The sequence below is a fragment of the Ruegeria sp. HKCCD7559 genome, assembly GCF_013110575.1.
Taxonomy (GTDB): Bacteria; Pseudomonadota; Alphaproteobacteria; order Rhodobacterales; family Rhodobacteraceae; genus Ruegeria.
In genome coordinates this window covers 440,124-461,821 of sequence record NZ_WVQU01000002.1, presented here as the reverse complement: position 1 = coordinate 461,821, position 21,698 = coordinate 440,124, and the positions used below count along the sequence as shown (strand labels likewise).

Genomic DNA, 21,698 nt, shown 5'->3' with positions numbered 1-21,698 from the left:
GAGCTCAATGATGAAGCTGATAGGCTTTGTTTTACAACACGGCCAAAAGTATCGGTTCCGTTTTTCGGGGCGCTATGCTCCGGGTGTTTCAATCTGAACTCTGACTTTCAGGCAACGGGAGGACATCTTGAATATTCGCCTGCTGCCGCTGCTTGCGGCGCTTCTTTGGTGTGCATCCGCGATGACCGCCGCGGCGCTGGATGTGAAGGCTGCGGTGCTGCGGATCGACTATCCGTCGCTTCTGCCGATCTCGCGATATGATCTGAAACCGGACGACCTGGGGTTTGCCGGTGCCGCGCTTGGGGATGAGGATAACGGAACCACGGGCGGATTTCTGGGACATACCTACGAGACCATCACGATGGCCGTTCCGCCGGAAGAAGCTGATGCCGCAATGGACCAGATCCTTGCCGGAGGCGTGCGCCTGATCGTCCTTTTGGCCAAAGCGCCTGACATGTTGCGCCTGACGGACAAGGCGGCAGAGTCCGGGGCGCTTGTTTTCAACGTGTCTGCACCTGATGTCGATCTTCGCAACGCAAACTGCCGGGGCAACCTGCTTCATATCGCCCCGTCCCGCGCCATGAAGGCCGATGCGGTTGCACAGTTTGCCGTCTGGAAGAAATGGGGCGACTGGTTCCTGTTGGCGGGATCCAACCCCGAGGATGTCCAGCTTGCAGACGCGTATCGCCGCGCAGCCAAAAAGTTCGGCGCGAAGATTGCAGAAGATCGAACCTTTGCGGATACCGGTGGGTCTCGTAGAACGGATTCAGGTCACGTCCTTGTTCAGCGCCAATTGCCATTGGACACGCAAGATGCGCGAGACCATGACGTTGTGATTGCCGCAGACGAAACTGATTATTTCGCGCGCTATCTGTCCTATCACCTTTGGACTCCGCGCCCGGTGATGGGGTCAGGCGGCTTGCGTCCGACGACGTTTCACGGCGCGCATGAGGCATGGGGCGCGACCCAGTTCCAGACCCGTTTCGAGGATCTGACAGGCCGTTATGTCCGCCCCGAAGACTACAACACCTGGCTTGCACTGCGCGTGATCGGCGAGGCCGTTACCCGTGCCAGTACGGCAGAGCCCGAAGGTGTTCGGGATTATGCTCTGTCGGACGAGTTTGAGCTTGCCGCATTCAAAGGACAGAAAGTGACATTCCGCGAATGGAACGGGCAGTTGCGTCAGCCGATCCTTCTGTATGACGGGTCGATCACTGTCAGCGTCAGTCCGCAAGAGGGGTTTCTGCACCAGGTCTCACCGCTCGATACGATGGGATTGGATCGGGCGGAATCCAGCTGCCGCGCATTTGAGTAACCGGAGGTATTGATGAAACGACTTTTGTTGACTGTTGCCTGTGCTGCGCTGACCGCGGGTCCCGTGTTTGCGGGCAAGGCTTTTGTCTCGAACGAGCGGGGCAATACGATTACCGTGGTTGATACCGAAACCTGGGAGGTGATCACCGAATTTCCAGGCGGCAACCGACCGCGCGGGATCACCGTCAGTCCGGATGGCGGCACGCTGTATGTCTGTGCCTCGGATGACAATATCATCCGGGTATTTGATACAGAGACCTATGAAGAACTTCCCAGTTTGCCCTCTGGTCCGGACCCCGAGCTTTTCATTCTCGAACCCTCGGGCAAGCGGCTCTATATCGCCAATGAGGACGACAATCTGGTGACGGTCACGGACACTGAAACCCGCACCATTCTGGCCGAGGTTCCGGTCGGCGTCGAGCCCGAGGGCATGGGGATCAGCCCCGACGCCAAGTTCGTGGTCAATACGTCCGAGACCACCAACATGGCGCATTTCATTTCCACCGAGGATTATTCCATCAAGCATAATGTCCTGGTCGACCAGCGCCCGCGCTATGCCCAGTATACAGCGGATGGAAAGCGCCTGTTCGTGACATCGGAAATCGGCGGAACCGTCACGGTCATGGATATTGCAGAAGACGGAACGCCGACGGTTGTCGGCAAGATCAGCTTCGAAGTAGCGGGCGTGCAGCCGGAATGGTTGCAGCCTGTCGGTGCCAAGGTGACATCGGATGGCAAACGCCTGTTCGTCGCTTTGGGGCCCGCAAACCGGGTTGCCGTCGTTGACGCGCAAAGTCTTGAAGTGCTGGACTATATCTTGGTGGGGCAGCGGGTCTGGCAGTTGGACTTCACACCGGACGAAAAATATCTGCTGACCACGAATGGCAATTCAAACGACATCACCATCATCGATGTCGCCTCTGAAAAGGCGATCAAATCGGTGCAGGTCGGGCAACAGCCCTGGGGTGTGGTGACCATTGACTGAAGTTCTGGGAGGGACAGGAATGAAGAAACTTATGATCGCGGCCATGGTCGCGGCGCTCGGTGGGCCGATATCGGCGGCACCTCTTTGCGATGATCTGGGATTTGCCGGGCTTCTGGCGAAATGCAATCGCGGGGAAACCATCAAGCTGACGCTTGCTTCGGGGCAACCGTTGGGTGAGGACGTGGTTCTGCAATCCGGCGCGTATTACAAGCTTGAGATCACCGCTGACGGTTCGGCGGAATTGGCCATCGAGGGGCCGTCTTTCTTTCGCGCGATCTGGATGAATGAGATCGTGATCAACAAGATCGAGATCCGTCCTATGGCGGTGGACAGCATCGAGTTTGACAAGGCCGGCGTCGCCGAATTGTCGTTTATCGCGATCAAACCCGGCAGTCATGAAATTCGCATCCCCGGTTCCACCGGTGACACGCAACGCATTACGGTGAGTATTCAGTAACGGAGAGATAACGTCATGAAAAGATTTGGAATGTTGATAACCGTCGGGCTTCTGGCGGCCCCGGTTTTCGCCGACGACATTGACGCCGAAACGGTGGCAAAGATCGAGGCCTATCTTGTCTCTGTCGAGTGTCAGATGGACCCGGATGACATCGAGGTTGAAGATGATGGTTACGATCTGGACGATGTCATCTGCAAGGGCGGCAACCAGTTCGACATCAAACTGGACAAAGACTTGAATGAAATCAGCCGAAAGGCGGAATAGCGATTAAACGGGATCGGGTCATGTTCAAACTTCTTGCCGCGTGCCTTGCATTTGCACTCAGTTCGGGGGCTTTGGCCGCCGAGACCCTGCCGACCATTCGCGCGGCCGTACTCAAGATCGGAACGGTGAATTGGGAGCTTGAGACCATTCGCCGGAACGGTCTGGATCGGAAACATGGCTTTGTCCTTGATGTTCAACCGTTTGCCGACAATGGCGCAACGCGTATCGCGGTCGAGGGGGATGAGGCTGATTTGGCGGTTGCCGACTGGATTTGGGTTGCGCGTCAAAGGGCTGCCGGCAAGGACTATGTGTTCATCCCTTATTCCAAAGCCGTGGGCGGGGTGGTTGTGCCCGCTGACAGCCCGGCAACCAGTTTGAAGGACCTGTCGGGCGGCAAGATCGGCATCGCGGGTGGTCCGCTGGATAAATCCTGGCTGATTTTGCGCGCCTATGCAGCAAAAGAATACGGGATGGACTTGAAAGCCGAAACCGAACAGGTGTTTGGTGCGCCCCCGCTGATCTTCAAATCTGCTTTGAACGGCGACTATGCCGGGGCAATCAATTTCTGGCATTTCCTGGCCAAGATGAAAGCGTCCGGCATGAAAGAGCTGATCTCGGTTGAGGAAGCCGGGCAGGCTTTGGGGCTCGACACCAATACGCCCTTGCTGGGCTATTACCTGAAACAGAGTTTTCTGAACGAACACCCCGACCTTGCGCAAAGCCTGTTTGCCGCCAGCCGCGACGCCAAGGACCTGCTGGCCAATTCGCCCGAGGCATGGGAGGCGATCAGACCGCGGATGAACGTCAAGTCTGATGCACAGTTTGAACAACTCAGGCTCGATTGGATCGCCGGTATTCCCGATCGTCGCCCGGTCGATGCGGTCGCGGCCAACAAGATGCTGGAACTTATGGCCGAATTGGGCGGGGCTGAGCTGGTGGGCGCTGCGACGACAGTGCCACAGGGTCTTTTTGCTGACGTGGAATAGGATCAGATGCAAAACGCGCGCCTCACGCCGCTTTTGTCCATCGCAGGCCTTGTGGCGTTGTGGATTGTTGCGGCGTCGCTGACCGCAGACCCTCAGATTCTGCCGCAACCCTGGGACCTGATCCCCCGGTTTCAGCAAGAACTTGCGTCAGGCGAATTGCTGCGCAGCCTTGGTGCGACCCTTTCACGCGTGATCTGGGCCTTCGTGCTGGCGATGACATTGGGAACGATCATTGGCCTGGCCATGGGGCGATCGGATGCGCTGAACCGCTGGCTTGATCCATGGCTGGTTGTCTTCCTGAACCTGCCCGCGTTGGTTCTGATCGTGCTGTGCTATCTCTGGATCGGGCTAACCGAGGCTGCGGCGATCACGGCGGTTACGCTGAACAAAATTCCCAATGTCGCAACGATCCTCCGAGAGGGCGGCAGGGCGCTGAGCCCGGATCTGGATGCGTTGGCACGGGTCTACCGGATGCCGTGGCAAAGGCGACAGCGCCATGTGATCCTGCCGCAGCTTGCCCCGTTTATCGCAGCTGCCGCACGGTCCGGGCTTTCTCTGATCTGGAAAATCGTCCTCGTGGTCGAGTTTCTTGGGCGCTCATCCGGTGTCGGGTTTCAGATCCATTTGTATTTTCAGCTGTTCGATGTGGCAATGGTGCTGGTCTACGCGTTTTCGTTCATTGCTGTCATGCTGGTTGTCGAATGGCTGGTTCTTCAACCTTTGGAGCGCAATGCTCGACGGTGGAGAACTGCATGATCCGAATTGACATCCAAAGGAAGCGCTTTGAACACCACGCCGTTCTGGGCCCCATTGCATTTGACATCGCCGCTGGGGAAACGGTCGCGCTGACCGGACCATCGGGCATCGGAAAGACGACGCTGCTGCGATTGGTGGCAGGCATTGACCCGGATTTCGAAGGCCAAATCGTGCGGCCGGATCGGCTTGCCATTGTGTTTCAGGAACCCACTTTGCTGCCATGGCGTTCGGCTTTCGATAATCTCGCCCTGATCCATGGTGACCTGTCGAAGGCTGACATTGACGCCGCGCTGTCAGACGTCGGCCTGGACGGAAAGGGGGATTTGTTTCCCGGTCAATTGTCATTGGGTCAGCAGCGCCGGCTTTCTCTGGCGCGCGCCTTTGCCGGGCAGCCTGAATTTCTGATTATGGACGAGCCTTTTGTGTCACTGGATACCGAAACGGCCGAGACGATGCTGACTCTGACCGAGGACCTCATCACGCGGCATCGCCCGGCGACCCTGTTCGTGACGCATTCCAAACCCGAAGCACGGCGGCTTTCCGACCGGATCCTGACCCTGGTACCCGGGCCCAGCGGTGCGGTTCTTGGTTAGGGTCATTCCGCAGGCTCTCTCGCCGCACCGGGTGCGGTACGATATGTGAAGGGTGCATCCGATTTGGCGGCATGTTCGTTTGCCTGGTTTTGCAGGGTCTGATGGTGGGGTGATTTGATGCAAACCGGATCAGTGGCGCTTGCGTCTCCGATAACGGCCATGGCCTGACAGCGGCAGCCACCAAAATCAATGGTTTTGCGTTCGCAGGTTTTGCACGGGTCCGACATCCAATCCGTTCCGCGATAGGCATTGAACGCGCTGCCATGGAACCAGATATCCGCAAGCGGTTTGTCCTGTACCCGGTCAAATGTCAGATGCGGGATGGACTGTGCCGCATGGCAGGGCAGAACCTGACCGTCTGGCGCCACGTTCAGCCCGGTTGTCCCCCAACCGCCCATGCATCGCTTGGGGTAGTCGTCGTGATAGTCTGCTGGAACATAATCGATGACCAGTTGCCCCTTGAGGTCTTTCCTGGCCTCGGCCACCTGTCGCGTCACCTGTTGCGCCTGTTCCCGCGTCGGCATCAACGCATCCCTGTTCCGCAAGGCCCAGCCGTGGAACTGCACTGTTGCAACTTCGATCCGCCGGGCACCCATCTCCTGTGCCAGTTCCAGCGCCCGCGGCAGTTGGTAGGCATTGTGACGGTGCAGCACGAAGTTCAGGGTCAGCGGAAACCCGATCTTCTTGATCCATTCGACCGTTTTCATCTTGCGGTCAAACCCGCCGCGATAGCCGCCTACCTTATCCGCCATCGCGGCGTCGGTGCCCTGAAGAGAAAGCTGGATATGGTCCAGGCCGACTTCGTCCAGCTCATACAGGCGTCGCTCGGACAGGCCGATCGCCGACGTGATCAGGTTGGTGTACAACCCGGCCTCACGCGCGGCATTGACCAGCGCAACCAGATCGCGGCGGGATGCGGGTTCGCCACCGGAAAGATGCAATTGCAAGACACCAAGTGCCGCCGCTTCTCTGAAAACACGTGCCCAGCTTTCGGTATCCATTTCATTGTCGAGTTTGGCCATTTCGACTGGGTTGGAGCAATAGGGGCAGGACAACGGACATCTGTGCGTCAGCTCGGCCAGCATGGCAATGGGGGGAGGGGGTTTTACCTGCATCAGATGACATCCAGAAAGCGACGGGCCCGAAGGGCATCCAGAAACCCCGAGCTGTCTTCGACAATCTGTTCTTCCGGGGCGTTGTATTGCCTGGACAGTCTCGCGGTGATCTGACCAAAGCTGCGTTGGCCGTCAACTTCGCTCAGAATCGCATGTCCGATCTGATCCAACGTCACGGCCCGTTCAGGTGCCAGCAGAACCCATTGTTCTCGCACGGAATCGAAATGGATGCGGACACCACGCGGTAGCAAGGGGACCTCCTGCGCCAACATTACGACGCCTGCCGCATCCGTAAACCGGTGTCCGGCTTCCATGCCCCCGGAGGAATTCGTGCAGGTTCGACATAGGCGCCCCACAGGGCATCCAGCTGCGACCAGAGGACATCGGTCTTGAAAATCAGTGCCTTGGCTGCCGCGTCCTGTTTTTCAGCGGTGTCGGCATGATCCAATACCCATGCCAGACCAAAGGCCACATCCTTCGGGGCTTCTTTCAGGCGGTTGCGGAAATAGGCAAGCGAGCTGTCATCCGCAAAATCGTAATGCCGAAGCAGGCCTTCGATCCTGTTGGCATGAATCTTGGGAGCAAACAATTCAGTGAGTGAGGCCGCAACCGCTTCCAGCAACGACTTTTCGCGGACGTATCGCACGTAAGCGTCCACCGCAAATCTGGTGGCAGGCAATACGCCGTCGCATGAGGCGACATAGTCCGGATCCAGACCGACGGCTTCGGCCAGTCGCAACCAGCGCCGGATACCACCTTCGTTGTCTTCCGTGCCGTCATGATCTTCGATCCGCGACCGCCAGGCTCGGCGCAGCGCAGGATCTTCTACACGCGACATGAAGGCGGCGTCCTTCATCGGGATGGAATGCTGATAATAGTAGCGGTTGATCACCCAAGCCCGCACTTCGTCAGGCGTGCATTGACCACCGTGCAGGCGATGATGAAACGGATGAAGGTCGTGGTAACGCTCGGCTCCGATCTGACGAAGTCGGGCCTCGAACTCTTTGTGGCTTTGGGTCATAGCGTTATCTCCATGCCATCCTGGCCTATCGTCCAGCCTTTCGCCCTTGCCCGGGCGTTCTCGGCGCTGTCGGGGCGCAGAACCGGATTGGTGTTGTTCATGTGGATGAACACTTTCCGGCCGATTTTCATATCGGCGAAACCAGCGATCGATCCATCGGGGCCGTCCATCGACATATGGCCCATGCGCTTGCCCGTTTTCTGACCCAACCCGGCCTGCACCATTTCCGTGTCGTGCCAAAGCGTGCCGTCGAAAAACAAAAGATCGGCCTCGTCAAGTCGGGCGCGCAGCTCGGGCGTCAATGCGGCACAGCCCGGTATGTAATATGCCGTCTTCCCCTGCGCGCTCAGCGCCACTCCGACGGTTTGTTCGCCAACCAATTCGGTTTCGACATGTTCCCCTTCCAGATACAGAGGCACTTTGCCGGGCACCGAAAACAATGTTGCCTGCAAGCCGGGAACCAGATCGAACGTCTGATTCAACGAGATAGGCGCGCGAGTCACGACCGAGGCGTTCAAGGCGTCGAAAATCGGGTTCTGCGCGATGACGTCCTGAATGCTCTGGGTTGCAAACAGCGTGAATGACTGCATCTCGCGCAGCGTCAGCAAGCCGGCCACATGGTCGATGTCACCATTTGTCACCAGCACCGATTGAATCGGCACCTCTCGCAACCCGGACGGATACAGGACAGGCGTATTGCCGATCTGCGTTCGAATATCCGGAGACGCGTTCAGGATGGCCCAGTTCTGGCCATCGGGTGAGACCGCGAGTGATGATTGCGTCTGCGCCGGGATATGTCCGCTTCGGGCCAGATTGCAGTTTTCACATCCGCAATTCCATTGCGGAAGGCCGCCGCCAGCAGCGGCCCCAAGTATTATTGCGCGCAACGTCATTTAATGTTGGCGCTTGCAGCTGATCAAATCAGGCCGCCACCGCGCTCATCGTCGTGATCGGGGCCGTACATGTTGATTTCCATGCCGCATTCGATTTCGCGAATAACAGGTCTGTTCCAAGCCATATCAGGGTCCTCCTCCTAGAATGTGCTTGCGAGCAATGTGGCAGGTCTCATGCGCCCGTGCGACTCTTAATTCATAAGAAGGATTTAGACTTTGGTCGGTACTCAGGCGTCATCTGACAGTGGAGCAGTTCCCTGAAGGCAGAAGCCTTGATTGCGTATGGTTTTGATTTCAAATCCAAAATCATCCGACCCCAATTTCTTTCTCAGATATCCGATGTAGACGTCCACCACGTTTTCGTTACTGGACCCGTCCTGTGACCAGAGCGTGTCAAACAGTTCTCCTCGGGATATTGGCGATCCGGCCTTGCTGTTGAGCAGTGTGAGCAGTTCGAATTCACGTTCGGTGAGCGCAATGCGTGTCTCGCGGATCGAAAGTGTTCTGTCCCGCGACGACAGGCGCGCGGGGTCCGGGCGCTGAGACAGCACGCGTTGTTCCTGTACCTGCAACCGGGCGACAAGCTCATCAAAGCTGAACGGCTTAATGACGTAATCATCGGCCCCGGCTTCAAGCCCGGCGGCACGATGATCGACATCGGAAAGGGCAGACAACATCAATATCGGGATTCCGACCCCGGCAAGACGCGCGGCCCGGACCAGTTCGATACCACTGTCGGTTCCCAGCATGACATCGACAATCGCGCCCGAGAATACACCGCTTTTCAACCGCTCCAACCCTTGGTCGGCGCGGTTTTCAGCCTCGGCTGAGTAGCCGTGCAGCGACAGGCCCCGGACAAGGGCCGACGTGATTCTGGGGTCGTCATCTATGATCAGCAGTCTGGAGACCATTTTTCTATGCCTCCGCCAGTGGTAGTCGAATGCAGACATTTGTACCGGCATTTGATCCCAAGGCGTCTTCACGCGGAACCGGGCTTGCCACCGAAATGGTTCCTTCATGGGCCTCTATAACCCACCTGGCCAGTGCCAGCCCGACACCGAAACCCTGACTGTTTGCTGCTCCTCCTTGTACAAACCGCTCGAAGATCCGGGTTTGGGCGCCGTCGGGAATTCCGGGGCCGTTATCGGTCAGCTGTATTTGAACGCCACCATCAACCGATTGACCGGACAGCAACAACGCCTTCCCGTCCCGCGCATGTCGGATCGCATTGCGTATCAGACTGAGCAGGACCTGACGAATCCAGTTCAGGTCACAGTGCAACGAACAATCCGGGAAGTCGCCCGTTTCAAGCTGCATGTCGGCGCCGTCGATTTCAGGTTGAATGTCGCTCACAACTGTTTGCATCAGATCGCATAGTGCAACGTTGGTTGGTTCCAGAGCCAGCTCACCGGTTTCGGAACGGGCGACGCGCAGCAAATCATCGATTCTCTGGTTCAGTTTTGCGGCGCTGCATTCGATTGTTGCCAACGCCTCTGGCGCGGTCTGGTTATCCCTCTGGCCTATCTGAGCTTCCATCATGATGACCGTCAGCGGTGTGCGCAGTTCGTGACTGACATCAGCAAAAAAGCGGCGCCGGTTTTCGTCGATCTTGGACAGGGACTCATTTGCAGCGCTCAGTTCGCGGGTTCGCTGGGCAATGGTCTCGTTCAACCGGGCCCATTCTGCGTCAACCTCGGCCTGGCGTTTTCTCAATGCAGCGGCCATGCGGTTGGTCTCGCCATATAACTGGCCGATCTCATCATTGCGGGTTTGAGGCAGCGAAATTGCGAATTCGGATCGGCCGACCTGAACCGCCGCGTTGCGCAGCCGATCCAGACGAGAGAACTGCGGTCGCACCAGGCCAAAATAGAACCACGCCGTGCTGAGCAAGGCGAACAGTGCCAGTGCCAGTGCCGCCCAGGTCAGAACCCAGCGGGTCCTTTCGATTCCCGCCATGACGGAGTTTCGAAACAGTACCTCGGTATTCACCGCCTGGCTGAGAAGGGGATCAAACGCCGACGCAAACGAGTCGACATAGGCGCGGAGCTGGGCCTGATCGGCGTCTGCGTCGGCTAGCCCTTCCAGCGTGCTGGCCAGCAGCGCCTCCATTCTGGCCAGACCCAGGGATTGGGTTCCGTATCGCGATTGTTCGTCCAGCCCCAGGGATTGAACCGCGGCAACGGCATCTTCCACATCGGAACGAAGGTTCAGAAACGTTGCCCCAATTTGGTCTTGGATCGGCGAAAGGCGATCGAGTCGAGAATCGACCGTTTGGCCGGTCTGTATCGACTCGGTTGCGATTACAAGAAATGTGGCCGCCTGGGTCGACAGAGCAGCATATCGTGCCATGCGGGTCTCCGATGCCAGTGCCGTTTCCAGGCGGCTGGCGACGGTCTGCATCCCGAAGTAAAGGATTGCGGCCGCCAGCAGGGTGCCTGATCCAAGCACGACGGCCCCAAGGCCCAAGCGTGTTTTCAGAAGCAGACTCCGCTTTGCGGTTTGTGGCGCGGCCGTCATGATTTCCGCCTCATCAGGCCCCGGGCCGGGTCGTACCCCCAAACGGCGATCGCGCTCAGTATCGCGGTTGACGCCAGAACCCACAGCAGGGCCCCCCAGTTGATCTGCAAGTAAAGCAGAAACCGGATCAACTCGACCACATGCGTGAAAGGATTGAGCGCACAGATATCACGCAGCAATGGCGAGCTTTCAGCCATTTTCCACAGCGGATAAAGGGCGGAGGACAGGAAGAACATCGGGAAGATGACAAAGTTCATCACCCCGGCAAAATTCTCCAGCTGCTTGACGAAACTGGACAGCACCAGCCCCAGCGCGCCCAGCATCAGACCACCCAGAACCAGCCCCGGCAAAACCGCGACATATCCGGGTAGGGGCAGGACAATGCCGAACACAGCGGCCAATGCGAGAAACGTATAGACTTGCAGGATGGATATCGCCGTTGATCCCAGCAGACGGCAGAACAAAAGCCACCAGCGCGGGAACGAGCTGGTCAGCAGAAGGCGCATCGAGCCCATCTCGCGGTCGTAGACAAGGCTGAGCGAGCTTTGCATCCCATTGAACAACAGAACCATCGCACACAGTCCGGGGACGATATAGGTCTCGTAAGTGATATAGGTCTGGTAGGGTGGAATGATCGACAGGCCGAGGGCCGCGCGAAACCCTGCTGCGAAGATCAAAAGCCAAACCATTGGCCGGACCAGGGCTGCCAGAAATCGTTCGCGTTGATGGATGAAGCGCAGAAACTCGCGTCCGATGATGGCGCGGGCGACTCCCAGGAATCCGTTCATGTCGGGACCTCGGTTCGGGACAGGAACCAATCGGACAGTGTTTGATCCCCCCGCAGGCGGCCCACCTGCCCACTGGCAAGAATCTGACCGCGATGCAGAACCAGAAGCTGGTCGTCGTCGCGCATTTCATCTGTCAGATGCGTGGCCCACAAGACGCACAGCCCCTGTTCCGCCAGGTCGTGCACATGGTCGGTTATCGCGTGCCGAGCCGCGGCATCAAGCCCAACGGTCGGTTCGTCCAACAGCAACACCGAAGGTTCGTGCAACAGGGCACGCGCCAGTTCCATACGGCGGCGATGACCGCCATTGAGATCGCGCACTCGTTCCCCGGCGCGGTCGCGCATGTTCAGCCGATCCAGCGCCGCGTCGATACGGCCGGGGACTTCGGATCGCGACAACCCATGCAGAGCTGCGAAATAGGCCATGTTCTGGCGCACCGTCAAACCCAGATCCAGTGTCGGTTGCTGAAAGACCACGCCAAGCTTTGTCAGCGCCCTGCGTGGGGATTGGCGCAGATCATGGCCCGCGACCGTGATTTCACCGTCCGGCGCCACAAGCAATCGCGTGAGCAGCGACACCAGTGTAGATTTTCCGGCCCCATTCGGACCGAGCAGACCGCAGAACATCCCCGCCGACACGTCAAAAGAGACAGCATCCAAAGCCGCCTTGGCGCCATAATGAAAGCTCAGGTCGCGTACGGCGAGACCAGGATCGGTTTCCGCCGAGGGGCGCGCGTCTGACATTCTTCCTCCGTCCCGAACCATGGTTCTTGACAGCAGCTTGCATCGTCGGGGCGCGTTTCTCAACCTTCCAGTCCGAGGCCGGACCACGACTTAAGTATGTGAAGCTTCACGGATTTGATGGTATCGCCCGAAGGATTCGTCGCCAAATTTGGCCAGCCGAGACTGTCAGGGGAAGGCGGGCCTGATCGGCGCGAACACCCCGTTTTGCGGGCACCGCTTTTCAGTTTGCGTTCAGCAAAAACGATCTGAACTCTTTGAGTACGGGCGATCTGCTGAAAGAGGGTGTGAATTTGGCCACCATTGCGCGAGGAAGCTTCAACGAGGCCGAAAACGGGCGAACCAGATCGCCATTGTCCAGCAAGTTCTGAACCAGAACTTCGTGCGCCATCAACACGCCACCGCCATGACGCGCCTCTTCCAGCGCGACAGAATACAACGAGTGCACGGTTCCCGTCTTCGGTACACGTGCGCCATCTGGTTGGCTGTTCAGCCAATTGTCCCAATCATTTGCCCATGCCCCGTCATGGAGAAGGGTTTCCTGCGAAAGATCTGAAACAGATTTCAATCGATCCGCGACCGAGGGGGCGCAAACCGGGAAAATCACATCTTCGGCTATTTTGATTTCGTTGATTCCGATCGGTTCACCGGAAAAGAACAAAGTCATGTCAAATGGTTCACGCGTAAGGTTTGGCGGCGTTTCAAGGGCCACAACAGACACGGACAAATCCGGGGCAATTTGTCTGAGCGTTCCAAGTCTGGGCGCCAGCCACAATTGCGCGATCGACGGCAGCGCGGCGACCTTGACCTTGCGCGGCAGGGCCTTGGTTCGAAGTTCCTGCACGGCCATTCCCAATTGATCAAACGCCTGGGTGAACCCGGGCAAAAGCTCTTCGGCAAGCGCCGTCATCTCGACCCCGCGGGCATTTCGGACAAAAAGTTGGGTGCCGGCCCAGGCTTCAAGGGCCTTGACGTGCTGAGTTATCGCGCCCGGTGTAACAGATAGCTCGTCTGCCGCAGCGGCAAAACTTCCAAGCCGAGCCGCCGCTTCGAATGCTCGTAAAGCATTGAGATGTGGGCCTTTCGGGCGACGAGGGGAAAGTGACATCCATTTAAGCCTTAGTTTTTCTGCGGCAAATAAATAGCAATATTGATTTGCTTCGGCCAGTGGAACTCTGGAATTTTGGAGAAAACGCAATCGCATCGGAGGAGCCCGGATGTCGCGGCACTTTGAAAACCCAGTTGGGATGACCGACCCCGTCGTCGCAGAAGCTCTTGCAAACGAGAAAAAGCGCCAGCAGGACCAAATTGAGCTGATCGCGTCCGAAAATATCGTCAGCCGCGCGGTGCTGGATGCTCTCGGGCATGAGATGACCAACAAGACGCTTGAAGGGTATCCGGGAAACCGGTTCCATGGGGGCGGTCAGTTTGTCGACGTCGTCGAGCAGGCGGCAATCGACCGCGCCAGGGAACTGTTCGGATGCGACTATGCCAATGTTCAGCCCCATTCCGGCAGCCAGGCGAACCTTGCTGTTTTCTTTCTGCTGCTTAAGCCTGGCGACAGGGTTTTGTCGCTGGATCTGGCTGCCGGCGGTCATCTGAGTCACGGCCTGAAGGCCAACCTGTCGGGTCGCTGGTTCGAACCGCATCATTATGGTGTCGATGCCGAATCCGAGGTCATTGACTGCGATGCGCTGGAAAAACTGGCCGAGGAAATCCGGCCAAAGCTGCTGATCGCGGGTGGGTCTGCCTATCCACGGGAAATCGACTTCGGGCGCATGGGGCAAATCGCCAGGAAGGTTGGTGCGCATTTTCATGTGGACATGGCCCATATTGCCGGACTGGTCGCCGCGGGCGTGCATCCTTCGCCTTTTCCGCATGCGGACATTGTGACGTGCACCACGACAAAAACACTGCGTGGTCCTCGTGGCGGGCTGATCCTCACCAACAACGAGGACTGGTTCAAGAGGCTGCAATCTGCGGTTTTCCCAGGCGTTCAGGGTTCGATCCACAGCCAGGTTCTGGCGGCCAAAGCGGTTTGCCTTGCCGAAGCGCTTACGGATGAGTTCAAGGACTACGGAGCGCAGGTCAAAGCCAACGCCGCCAAACTTGCAGAAACCTTGCAGTCCCGGGGGTTGCGTATCGTGTCCGGTGGTACTGACACGCATCTGGTGCTCGTGGATCTCAGCCCCAAGGGTATCACAGGCAAACGCGCCGAGGCCGTTCTGGAAAAGGCCAATATCACGACCAACAAAAACGCGATCCCCAATGACAGCACGCGACCGTCAGAATGGGTTGGATTGCGCCTGGGCGTGAGCGCGGCAACGACCCGCGGCATGAAAGAGACCGCGTTCGACCAGTTGGCAAACGTGATTGCGGATTTGATCGAAGCTGAGGCCACGGGTGATACCGACGCGACAATTCCGCGCTGCAAAGCCTCGGTCGCAACGTTGTGCAAATCGTTCCCCATCTATCCAGCGTAGTCACTGCGTGCCCGGTGGCAGGGTCCATTGACCGCTCTTGACCATTGGTGTGAGCGCGTCACCGCTGCGCCATGGCAACGCATGCCTGATTGGGTGTTTGGGCTGTACCATGTTTGCAAATTTTGGCATATTCGTGCAGTTCAAAACCAAAGGGCCGGCCAATGCTCGCACCTGAACGCCACGCCATCATACTGGAAGAAGTCTCGCGCCAGCCAGCGGTCTCGATCCGTTCGCTGACGGAACGGCTTGGTGTGTCACGGGAAACCGTGCGCAAGGATATTGAACAGTTGGCACTGGAGAACAAGCTTCATCAGGTGCGGGGCGGTGCGACCAGTGTTCGCAGGCGGGAACCTCCGATGGCCGACCGGGCTCAAACCAACCCGCAAGGCAAGGAACGGATTGGAGTCTATGTGGCAAGCGTGATTCCGGACGGGGCCAGCGTGATAATCGACAGCGGGTCAACGACAGTGGCGGCGGCGCAGGCTCTGGCTGCTGTGCGACAAAACCTTACAATATATACCAATGATTTGACGATTGCATCTGTGCTGGCGTCGGCGGCCGCCGAAGTCACGCTGCTGGGCGGACGGCTGGATTTTTCAGAGAATGTCACATTGGGTTTGGACACGCTCGACCACCTGTCGCGATACAATACGGAATATGCGTTGATCGGGGTCGGCGGTGTGAGCTCTCGGGCATTGTTTACGGATTTCTCACTGGAAGGCGCCAACCTGCGTCATATGATGATGCAACGGGCGCAGCGGCCGCTGATCCTGGCTGATAGCAGCAAGTTCGACTTGGTTGGTCCGATCGTGATGAAACCTCTGCCGGTGAAAGCGACTCTGGTTGTGGATGAGGAGTTGCCAAACAGCATAGCTGGCGCGCTGCAAAGCCAACCCGTGGATATTGTGAAAGCATAACGCAAAGACAGGAAAGCAATTGCAAAATTTTGCAAAGTACAAATAGGGTGAAGGGAAATCCGAATCCCTGAGTACGGAGCGACCCGATGGCTGACACCAAACTTTCGCACAGCGCAGCATGTTATTGTCGGAGGCATCATCATTGGCTGCACGGTTGCGTATCATCTGACCGGAAAGTGGCAACGTGAAGTGGTGCTTATTGAGCAGGGGCAACCAAGCCGTGGCACCACATGGCATGTGGCTGGTCTGGTTGGTCCGTTGTGCAACCAACCCGCGATGACCAACCTGATCCGCCCCTCGCCGGGGTCGCATTGCCCAGCGGGATTGAGCCCCCTAAACCGTTGCTGCCGCGATACAGATCAAGATTTGGTCAAGTCACTGCATGCGCGCGCAAACAAGCGCGCTGAAAGTCGAAATCTGACGCAAGACAAATATTCAGCTCATATCGTCGGGCCACAATGACACTACAGGCAGTTCTCATCGTATTGACCGCAGCCGTGTTGCACGCGCTCTGGAATGCGGTTGTCAAAGGCGCGCCCGACAAAGCGGTTGTTTTGGGGTTGGTGGCGCTTGGCCACGCCGTGCCTGCGCTGATTGCGTTGCCTTTTATCGGCTTGCCGGTTTGGGCGGCGTTCCCCTTCATCATCGGTTCGACCCTGATCCACTGGGGGTACTATTGGTTTCTCAACACCGCGTACAAACATGGGGATCTGTCGGTGGTGTACCCGATCTCACGCGGGATGACGCCAATCCTGGTCACGGTGGGTGCCATTCTTTTCGCGGGTGAGTTTCTGCCGCCGATCGCGTGGGTCGGCATTGTCTGCATCTCGGCTGGGATTGGGTGCCTGTCCCTGGTCGGGCTGGGCCGAAACACAAGCTGGGTCGCCGTGGCGGCGTCGTTTGGCACGGGCCTGATGATAGCGTCCTATTCGATTGTGGACGGCATTGGTATCCGGCTGTCCGGGAATATACTGGGATACATTGCGGCATTGTTCGTTGCGGAAATTTTTGTCGCCGGATTTATCTTCGCAACCAGATGGCAGCGTTTCGTCGCACTGCCCAGGCGTTATGTGTGGGCGGGTCTGACAGGCGGCGTCATCTCTGGCGTGGCGTATGGGCTGGTGCTGTATGCGAAGACGGTCGCGCCCTTGGGCGTTGTATCCGCGCTTAGGGAAAGTTCGGTTATCTTTGCATCGCTTATTGGTGTGATGTGGTTCGGCGAAGGGCCGAAATCCAACAGGCTTCTTGCAGCGACTATTGTCGCGATCGGGATCGGACTCCTTGCGATGACACGTTGAGCGTTCTTGCGCCGCCGCGGGAAAGTTTTGAGAATTAAGCTCCTTTGACATGCCTTGATGATCTGTTGATCGTCATGGCCAGTTCCGCGCTGATCTTCCGGGGCGAGCGGATTTCATCTATAGGAGATGCTTATGACATCGAAGATATAATCGATTTTTATTGGCGTTTTTATCTGTCAAACTGCTGTCAAACAATCGGTGCACAATAATCGAGTTCTAACGCCGCGCAAGAATGGCGAAAACAACATAATTACCAACAGAGGATCACAATGAAACACAAAGCATCACTTCTCGCAGCTCTGACTATCGGTGCGCTGACGGCGACGGCGGCGGCATCGGAAACGGAACTTACAGTTTATACCGCAGTCGAGGCGGAAGACTTGGCCCGGTATGCCGAGACGTTCAATCAAAGCCACCCTGATATCAAGATCAATTGGGTTCGCGACTCGACCGGGATCATTACGGCGAAATTGCTGGCAGAACGTGATAATCCGCAGGCAGACGTTGTTTGGGGCCTGGCCGCCACGTCGCTGCTGCTGCTGAAATCAGAAGGTATGTTGGAGCCTTATGCGCCGGCCGGTGTGGAAAAGCTGGACAAAAAATTTGTTGATGGCGACAACCCCCCTGCCTGGGTCGGCATGGACGCCTGGGTTGCATCCGTCTGCTACAACACCGTCGAGGCCGAAAAGGCCGGGTTGACCCCGCCGACATCCTGGAAGGATCTCACCGATCCGATGTACAAAGATCAGGTGATCATGCCCAATCCGAACTCATCGGGCACCGGTTTCCTTGACGTGTCCAGCTGGTTGCAGATGTTCGGTGAAGAAGGTGGTTGGGAATACATGGATGCGCTGCACGAGAATATCGCGCGGTACACCCATTCAGGTTCAAAACCCTGCAAACTGGCCGCAGCAGGCGAAATCCCGATTGGCATTTCCTTTGCGTTCCGCGGGGCAAAGTCCAAAGCCGACGGCGCGCCGCTTGAGATCATCGTGCCTTCCGAGGGCGTCGGATGGGACATGGAAGCCACCGCAATTGTTGCTGGCACCGCCAATTTGGAGGCCGCGCAAAAGCTGGTGGATTTCACCGTCACCAAAGAAGCCAACGAGATGTACAACACCGGCTATGCAGTTGTCGCCTATCCGGGCGTTGCAAAACCGGTTGAGCACTTCCCAGAGGGTCTTCTGGATGCAATGATCGAAAATGATTTTGAGTTTGCCGCCAACAATCGCGCGGCAATCCTGAAGGAATGGCAGTCTCGCTATGACGGAAAGTCGGAAGCGAAGTAACCCCATTGGCAGGAGAGGTTTTCGTGCCTCTCCTGCACACCAGTCTCTTGTTCCCCGAAAAACAACTTACTCACCCGGTTTCAACCGGCCAGGACCGGCCGCGCCCGAGGTGCAGATGTGAGGACTTCTCCCGTGCTTCAGAAAACACCACCCGGTGAACTGTATCTCAGCATCCAGAATTTGTGGAAAGCGTTCGGAAGCTTTCTGGCGCTCAAGGACATCTCTTTGGAAATCAACGAGGGCGAGTTTGTCTGTTTCCTCGGCCCGTCCGGGTGCGGCAAGACCACTCTTTTGCGGGCAATCGCCGGATTGGATTTGCAGACCAAGGGTACGGTCATGCAGGATGGCAAGGACGTGTCCAATCTGCCCCCGTCCGAGCGTGATTTCGGGATCGTGTTTCAGTCCTACGCGTTGTTCCCAAATCTGACGATTGAAAAGAACATCGCTTTTGGCCTTGAAAACACCGGCCGCAGCAAATCGGATATCGCTATTCGCGTAAACGAACTCTTGACCCTGGTTGGTCTGCCGGATCAGGGCAAGAAATATCCGGCGCAATTGTCAGGTGGTCAGCAGCAACGAATTGCGCTGGCGCGTGCCATTGCGACCAACCCCGGACTTTTGCTGCTGGACGAACCCCTGTCGGCGCTGGACGCCAAAGTGCGTGTTCATCTGCGGCACGAGATCAAGGAGTTGCAGCGCAAGCTGGGTGTGACCACCGTGATGGTGACTCACGATCAGGAAGAAGCGCTGGCGATGGCAGACCGCATCGTGGTCATGAATCATGGTGTGATCGAACAGGTGGGGCCCCCTACCGAAATCTACCGGGATCCGGCCAATCTGTTCGTTGCCGACTTTATCGGTGAAATGAACCAGATCCGGTCGCAGGTCACCAAAGGCGGACGTTTGAGCGTCGGTGAAAAGACCTTTGCCTGCCTCAGCCACAAGTTCAACGATGGAACTCCGATCATCGCGGCCATTCGACCCGAAGACATCATCCCTCATGAAGCTGGTTATCTCGACACGGGCGGCAATCGGAACTGCATAGAGGTGACGCTGGATGAGATGGAGTTCCTGGGTTCGTTCTGGCGCTGCCGCTTGAACAACGAGAAGTTCGGATCATCGGAACTGATCGCGGATTTCTCGATCAATGCCGTGCGTCGTCTGGAACTGGAAGAGGGGCGCAGCGTGGTGATTGAGCTTCCCGAGAACCGCCTTATGGCGTTTGAAGCGCCGGAGGCCAAGGCATGAGCTCGGTTTCTATCAATCAGGACAGCCTGCCTGTCGGGCCGGACATCAAGCCCAAGCTCAGCCGTGATGATATCCTGATGCGCGGCAGCATGATGGTGATCGCGCTGTATCTGGTCGTGACATTGGCGTTGCCGCTTTACACGATGCTGTCCAAGTCGTTTTCGACCTATCGGGTCGAGCTGTCCCAGTACGAGTTTCAGGTAAGTGACGACGCAGGCGTCTTCGACGGAACGATCCTGTCGGCAGACGAGTTGAACAGGCAATTGGGGGTCTATTCCGACTCTGACCTGGTGACGGGTTCGGACGGGCGCTTGTCGGTGACCGGATTTTTTCCTGATTTCAGCTTTCGCAGCCCGGTGATGTACAAGATCCGCAACACGACGGATACCGGGCGCTTTCTGGTCGGATCGACATTGAATGAAGGCGCCGATTGGGTCGAGCTTGATTCCAACACGTTCCGCCGGGTGCAAATGCGGCCGGTCCAGTCGCGAGGGTTGGACAATTTCATAAACTACTTCTCGACACCGGCACTGTTCAATTCGATCAAGAACTCGCTTTGGATCTCGGTCGTCAGCACCATTGTGACGGTGACACTGGCGTTTTGGTTCGCCTATGCGCTGAACCGAAGCTGCATGCGGTTCAAGGGTGTTTTTCGCCTTATCGCGATGGCACCGATCCTGGTTCCGTCGCTCTTGCCGGGCATCGCGTTGGTCTATCTGTTCGGCAATCAGGGCATGATCAAGGAGTTGCTGTTCGGTGCCAGCATTTACGGCCCCATAGGCATCGTGATCGGATCGGTTTTCTTTACCTTTCCGCACGCGTTTCTGATCATATCGACCGCGCTCGCGATATCTGACGCGCGCCTGTATGAAGCTGCGGCCAGCTTGCGGTCGACGCCATGGCGGACCTTCTGGACCGTAACCATCCCCGGGGCCCGCTATGGCCTGATCTCGGCGGCCTTTGTCGTGTTCAACCTGGTGATCACTGATTTCGGATTGCCAAAGGTCATCGGTGGTCAATTCAACGTGCTTGCTGTGGATATCTACAAACAGGTGATCGGCCAGCAGAACTTTGAAATGGGCGCCGTGGTCTCTGTGGTTCTGGTCATTCCGGCCATTCTGGCTTTTGCCATTGACCGGATGGTTCAGTCCAAGCAGGTTGCGCTGCTTTCGGCGCGTTCCGTGCCATATCAGGCGACGCCAAACCCGAAAGCTGACCGCATATTCCTGATCTATTGCAGCCTGATCGGCCTGTTCATCGTTGGTCTTCTGGCTGTGTGTCAGTTTGCGGCGCTGATCAAGTTCTGGCCCTACGACCTGAGTCTGAGCCTCAAGAACTATCAGTTCAACAGAATGGACGGCGGCGGCTGGGGGTCGTATTTCAACTCGATCAAACTGGCGTTGCTGACGGCAGTCATCGGCACGACGGTTGTGTTCTTCGGGGCCTATCTGGTTGAAAAATCAAACGGGTTCAGAACCGGCCGGTCGATTTTCCAGATGTTCGCGATGCTACCCATGGCGATCCCGGGAATGGTATTGGGGCTGTCCTACATCTTCTTCTTCAACAACCCGTCCAATCCGCTGAACGGGATTTACGGCACGATGGCGATTTTGGTGATTTGCACTGTGACGCATTTCTACACCGTATCGCACCTGACGGCCGTCACCGCGCTCAAGCAAATGGACAGAGAATTTGAGTCAGTGTCTGCCTCGCTCAAACAGCCGACAATGAAGCTGTTTGCACGGGTAACGGTTCCGGTTTGTCTGCCAGCGGTGTTGGACATCTCAATCTATCTGTTCGTCAATGCGATGACGACCGTGTCGGCAGTGGTATTCCTCTATTCTCCCAAAACGACGCTTGCGTCCATCGCGGTGCTGAACATGGATGATGCCGGGGATATCGCGCCTGCGGCGGCGATGGGCATGATGATCTTTTACACCAACGCCGCTGCCCGGATCGTTCACCTGATTGCTTCAAAAGGCATCCTGAAGCGCACTCAGGCTTGGCGAAGCCGGTAGCCAAAGGAACCGTGCC

24 protein-coding genes are annotated in these 21,698 nt (G+C 57.3%); 14 read left to right on the top strand and 10 right to left on the bottom strand.

Annotated elements, in window-relative coordinates:
• Window positions 1–181: 181 nt before the first annotated feature.
• From GS605_RS10330 to GS605_RS10300, 7 genes are read left to right on the top strand one after another with little or no spacing between them, the layout of a single operon-like run.
• Window positions 182–1,315 (top strand): ABC transporter substrate-binding protein, encoded by a 1,134-nt coding sequence (locus tag GS605_RS10330; RefSeq protein ID WP_171723952.1) that lies wholly within the window; start codon window positions 182–184, stop codon window positions 1,313–1,315.
• Window positions 1,316–1,327: 12 nt separating this feature from the next.
• Window positions 1,328–2,299, top strand: a complete 972-nt coding sequence (locus GS605_RS10325; protein ID WP_171205913.1) for a YVTN family beta-propeller repeat protein — start codon at window positions 1,328–1,330, stop codon at window positions 2,297–2,299.
• A 19-nt stretch (window positions 2,300–2,318) separates the two neighbouring features.
• Window positions 2,319–2,756, top strand: a complete 438-nt coding sequence (locus GS605_RS10320; protein WP_171170174.1) for a hypothetical protein — start codon at window positions 2,319–2,321, stop codon at window positions 2,754–2,756.
• A gap of 15 nt (window positions 2,757–2,771) precedes the next feature.
• Entirely contained in the window at window positions 2,772–3,020 is a 249-nt protein-coding gene (locus tag GS605_RS10315; RefSeq protein WP_171723916.1) for a PepSY domain-containing protein, read from the top strand.
• Window positions 3,021–3,040: 20 nt separating this feature from the next.
• Window positions 3,041–4,006, top strand: coding sequence for an ABC transporter substrate-binding protein (locus GS605_RS10310; protein WP_171723915.1), 966 nt, complete (start codon window positions 3,041–3,043; stop codon window positions 4,004–4,006).
• Between the two features lie 6 nt (window positions 4,007–4,012).
• Window positions 4,013–4,762 (top strand): ABC transporter permease, encoded by a 750-nt coding sequence (locus GS605_RS10305; protein WP_171723914.1) that lies wholly within the window; start codon window positions 4,013–4,015, stop codon window positions 4,760–4,762.
• On the top strand, window positions 4,759–5,355 hold the full coding sequence (locus tag GS605_RS10300) for an ABC transporter ATP-binding protein (RefSeq protein WP_171637170.1): 597 nt from the start codon (window positions 4,759–4,761) through the stop codon (window positions 5,353–5,355). Before GS605_RS10305 ends, GS605_RS10300 begins: the two co-directional genes overlap by 4 nt.
• A 2-nt stretch (window positions 5,356–5,357) precedes the next feature.
• On the opposite strand, the gene pqqE is transcribed toward GS605_RS10300, so the two are convergent.
• The 10 genes from pqqE to GS605_RS10250 all read right to left on the bottom strand — a co-directional run bounded on the left by pqqE (window position 5,358) and on the right by GS605_RS10250 (window position 13,537).
• A complete protein-coding gene (gene pqqE, locus GS605_RS10295) occupies window positions 5,358–6,470 on the bottom strand; it encodes a pyrroloquinoline quinone biosynthesis protein PqqE (RefSeq protein ID WP_171723913.1) in 1,113 nt (370 codons plus the stop codon).
• Complete coding sequence (gene pqqD / locus GS605_RS10290; protein WP_171723951.1) at window positions 6,470–6,742, bottom strand: pyrroloquinoline quinone biosynthesis peptide chaperone PqqD; 273 nt, start codon at window positions 6,740–6,742, stop codon at window positions 6,470–6,472. Before pqqD ends, pqqE begins: the two co-directional genes overlap by 1 nt.
• Entirely contained in the window at window positions 6,742–7,491 is a 750-nt protein-coding gene (gene pqqC, locus GS605_RS10285; protein WP_171723912.1) for a pyrroloquinoline-quinone synthase PqqC, read from the bottom strand. The genes pqqD and pqqC overlap by 1 nt, the downstream gene beginning before the upstream one ends.
• Window positions 7,488–8,384 carry a pyrroloquinoline quinone biosynthesis protein PqqB gene (pqqB, locus tag GS605_RS10280; RefSeq protein ID WP_171723911.1) on the bottom strand — a complete coding sequence of 299 codons (897 nt, stop codon included), beginning with the start codon at window positions 8,382–8,384 and terminating at the stop codon, window positions 7,488–7,490. Before pqqB ends, pqqC begins: the two co-directional genes overlap by 4 nt.
• 23 nt (window positions 8,385–8,407) lie before the next feature.
• The gene (gene pqqA, locus GS605_RS10275) at window positions 8,408–8,509 is read right to left on the bottom strand and encodes a pyrroloquinoline quinone precursor peptide PqqA (RefSeq protein WP_117873022.1); all 102 of its coding nucleotides are present in this window, start codon (window positions 8,507–8,509) and stop codon (window positions 8,408–8,410) included.
• A gap of 102 nt (window positions 8,510–8,611) precedes the next feature.
• Window positions 8,612–9,295 carry a response regulator transcription factor gene (locus GS605_RS10270; RefSeq protein WP_171637164.1) on the bottom strand — a complete coding sequence of 228 codons (684 nt, stop codon included), beginning with the start codon at window positions 9,293–9,295 and terminating at the stop codon, window positions 8,612–8,614.
• Between the two features lie 4 nt (window positions 9,296–9,299).
• On the bottom strand, window positions 9,300–10,901 hold the full coding sequence (locus GS605_RS10265) for a HAMP domain-containing sensor histidine kinase (protein ID WP_171723910.1): 1,602 nt from the start codon (window positions 10,899–10,901) through the stop codon (window positions 9,300–9,302).
• Window positions 10,898–11,689 carry an ABC transporter permease gene (locus GS605_RS10260; RefSeq protein WP_171723909.1) on the bottom strand — a complete coding sequence of 264 codons (792 nt, stop codon included), beginning with the start codon at window positions 11,687–11,689 and terminating at the stop codon, window positions 10,898–10,900. The genes GS605_RS10265 and GS605_RS10260 overlap by 4 nt, the downstream gene beginning before the upstream one ends.
• Window positions 11,686–12,432, bottom strand: coding sequence for an ABC transporter ATP-binding protein (locus GS605_RS10255; RefSeq protein WP_171723908.1), 747 nt, complete (start codon window positions 12,430–12,432; stop codon window positions 11,686–11,688). Before GS605_RS10255 ends, GS605_RS10260 begins: the two co-directional genes overlap by 4 nt.
• Before the next feature lie 220 nt (window positions 12,433–12,652).
• Window positions 12,653–13,537: a LysR family transcriptional regulator gene (locus tag GS605_RS10250; RefSeq protein WP_171723907.1), complete on the bottom strand. Its 885-nt coding sequence runs from the start codon at window positions 13,535–13,537 to the stop codon at window positions 12,653–12,655.
• A gap of 109 nt (window positions 13,538–13,646) precedes the next feature.
• Between GS605_RS10250 and glyA the strand changes: the two genes are divergently transcribed.
• The 7 genes from glyA to GS605_RS10215 all read left to right on the top strand — a co-directional run bounded on the left by glyA (window position 13,647) and on the right by GS605_RS10215 (window position 21,682).
• On the top strand, window positions 13,647–14,912 hold the full coding sequence (gene glyA, locus GS605_RS10245; RefSeq protein ID WP_171723906.1) for a serine hydroxymethyltransferase: 1,266 nt from the start codon (window positions 13,647–13,649) through the stop codon (window positions 14,910–14,912).
• Window positions 14,913–15,073: 161 nt separating this feature from the next.
• A complete protein-coding gene (locus GS605_RS10240) occupies window positions 15,074–15,829 on the top strand; it encodes a DeoR/GlpR family DNA-binding transcription regulator (protein ID WP_171723905.1) in 756 nt (251 codons plus the stop codon).
• A 57-nt stretch (window positions 15,830–15,886) separates the two neighbouring features.
• Window positions 15,887–16,291, top strand: coding sequence for an FAD-dependent oxidoreductase (locus tag GS605_RS21255; protein WP_371807751.1), 405 nt, complete (start codon window positions 15,887–15,889; stop codon window positions 16,289–16,291).
• Entirely contained in the window at window positions 16,288–17,127 is an 840-nt protein-coding gene (locus tag GS605_RS10230) for a hypothetical protein (RefSeq protein ID WP_171637153.1), read from the top strand. The genes GS605_RS21255 and GS605_RS10230 overlap by 4 nt, the downstream gene beginning before the upstream one ends.
• A gap of 269 nt (window positions 17,128–17,396) precedes the next feature.
• Window positions 17,397–18,416, top strand: a complete 1,020-nt coding sequence (locus tag GS605_RS10225; protein ID WP_171118362.1) for a putative 2-aminoethylphosphonate ABC transporter substrate-binding protein — start codon at window positions 17,397–17,399, stop codon at window positions 18,414–18,416.
• Between the two features lie 132 nt (window positions 18,417–18,548).
• Entirely contained in the window at window positions 18,549–19,664 is a 1,116-nt protein-coding gene (locus GS605_RS10220) for a putative 2-aminoethylphosphonate ABC transporter ATP-binding protein (RefSeq protein ID WP_209835388.1), read from the top strand.
• Entirely contained in the window at window positions 19,661–21,682 is a 2,022-nt protein-coding gene (locus GS605_RS10215; protein WP_171723903.1) for a putative 2-aminoethylphosphonate ABC transporter permease subunit, read from the top strand. Before GS605_RS10220 ends, GS605_RS10215 begins: the two co-directional genes overlap by 4 nt.
• The last annotated feature ends 16 nt before the right edge of the window (window positions 21,683–21,698 follow it).

What these genes read in the sequence shown, in the direction of transcription:
- GS605_RS10330 (WP_171723952.1), top strand. Translation starts at nt 182, where the DNA reads ATGACCGCCGCGGCGCTGGATGTGAAGGCTGCGGTGCTGCGGATCGAC.
- GS605_RS10325 (WP_171205913.1), top strand. Translation starts at nt 1,328, where the DNA reads ATGAAACGACTTTTGTTGACTGTTGCCTGTGCTGCGCTGACCGCGGGT.
- GS605_RS10320 (WP_171170174.1), top strand. Translation starts at nt 2,319, where the DNA reads ATGAAGAAACTTATGATCGCGGCCATGGTCGCGGCGCTCGGTGGGCCG.
- GS605_RS10315 (WP_171723916.1), top strand. Translation starts at nt 2,772, where the DNA reads ATGAAAAGATTTGGAATGTTGATAACCGTCGGGCTTCTGGCGGCCCCG.
- GS605_RS10310 (WP_171723915.1), top strand. Translation starts at nt 3,041, where the DNA reads ATGTTCAAACTTCTTGCCGCGTGCCTTGCATTTGCACTCAGTTCGGGG.
- GS605_RS10305 (WP_171723914.1), top strand. Translation starts at nt 4,013, where the DNA reads ATGCAAAACGCGCGCCTCACGCCGCTTTTGTCCATCGCAGGCCTTGTG.
- GS605_RS10300 (WP_171637170.1), top strand. Translation starts at nt 4,759, where the DNA reads ATGATCCGAATTGACATCCAAAGGAAGCGCTTTGAACACCACGCCGTT.
- pqqE (WP_171723913.1), bottom strand. Translation starts at nt 6,470, where the DNA reads ATGCAGGTAAAACCCCCTCCCCCCATTGCCATGCTGGCCGAGCTGACG.
- pqqD (WP_171723951.1), bottom strand. Translation starts at nt 6,742, where the DNA reads ATGTTGGCGCAGGAGGTCCCCTTGCTACCGCGTGGTGTCCGCATCCAT.
- pqqC (WP_171723912.1), bottom strand. Translation starts at nt 7,491, where the DNA reads ATGACCCAAAGCCACAAAGAGTTCGAGGCCCGACTTCGTCAGATCGGA.
- pqqB (WP_171723911.1), bottom strand. Translation starts at nt 8,384, where the DNA reads ATGACGTTGCGCGCAATAATACTTGGGGCCGCTGCTGGCGGCGGCCTT.
- pqqA (WP_117873022.1), bottom strand. Translation starts at nt 8,509, where the DNA reads ATGGCTTGGAACAGACCTGTTATTCGCGAAATCGAATGCGGCATGGAA.
- GS605_RS10270 (WP_171637164.1), bottom strand. Translation starts at nt 9,295, where the DNA reads ATGGTCTCCAGACTGCTGATCATAGATGACGACCCCAGAATCACGTCG.
- GS605_RS10265 (WP_171723910.1), bottom strand. Translation starts at nt 10,901, where the DNA reads ATGACGGCCGCGCCACAAACCGCAAAGCGGAGTCTGCTTCTGAAAACA.
- GS605_RS10260 (WP_171723909.1), bottom strand. Translation starts at nt 11,689, where the DNA reads ATGAACGGATTCCTGGGAGTCGCCCGCGCCATCATCGGACGCGAGTTT.
- GS605_RS10255 (WP_171723908.1), bottom strand. Translation starts at nt 12,432, where the DNA reads ATGTCAGACGCGCGCCCCTCGGCGGAAACCGATCCTGGTCTCGCCGTA.
- GS605_RS10250 (WP_171723907.1), bottom strand. Translation starts at nt 13,537, where the DNA reads ATGTCACTTTCCCCTCGTCGCCCGAAAGGCCCACATCTCAATGCTTTA.
- glyA (WP_171723906.1), top strand. Translation starts at nt 13,647, where the DNA reads ATGTCGCGGCACTTTGAAAACCCAGTTGGGATGACCGACCCCGTCGTC.
- GS605_RS10240 (WP_171723905.1), top strand. Translation starts at nt 15,074, where the DNA reads ATGCTCGCACCTGAACGCCACGCCATCATACTGGAAGAAGTCTCGCGC.
- GS605_RS10230 (WP_171637153.1), top strand. Translation starts at nt 16,288, where the DNA reads ATGACACTACAGGCAGTTCTCATCGTATTGACCGCAGCCGTGTTGCAC.
- GS605_RS10225 (WP_171118362.1), top strand. Translation starts at nt 17,397, where the DNA reads ATGAAACACAAAGCATCACTTCTCGCAGCTCTGACTATCGGTGCGCTG.
- GS605_RS10215 (WP_171723903.1), top strand. Translation starts at nt 19,661, where the DNA reads ATGAGCTCGGTTTCTATCAATCAGGACAGCCTGCCTGTCGGGCCGGAC.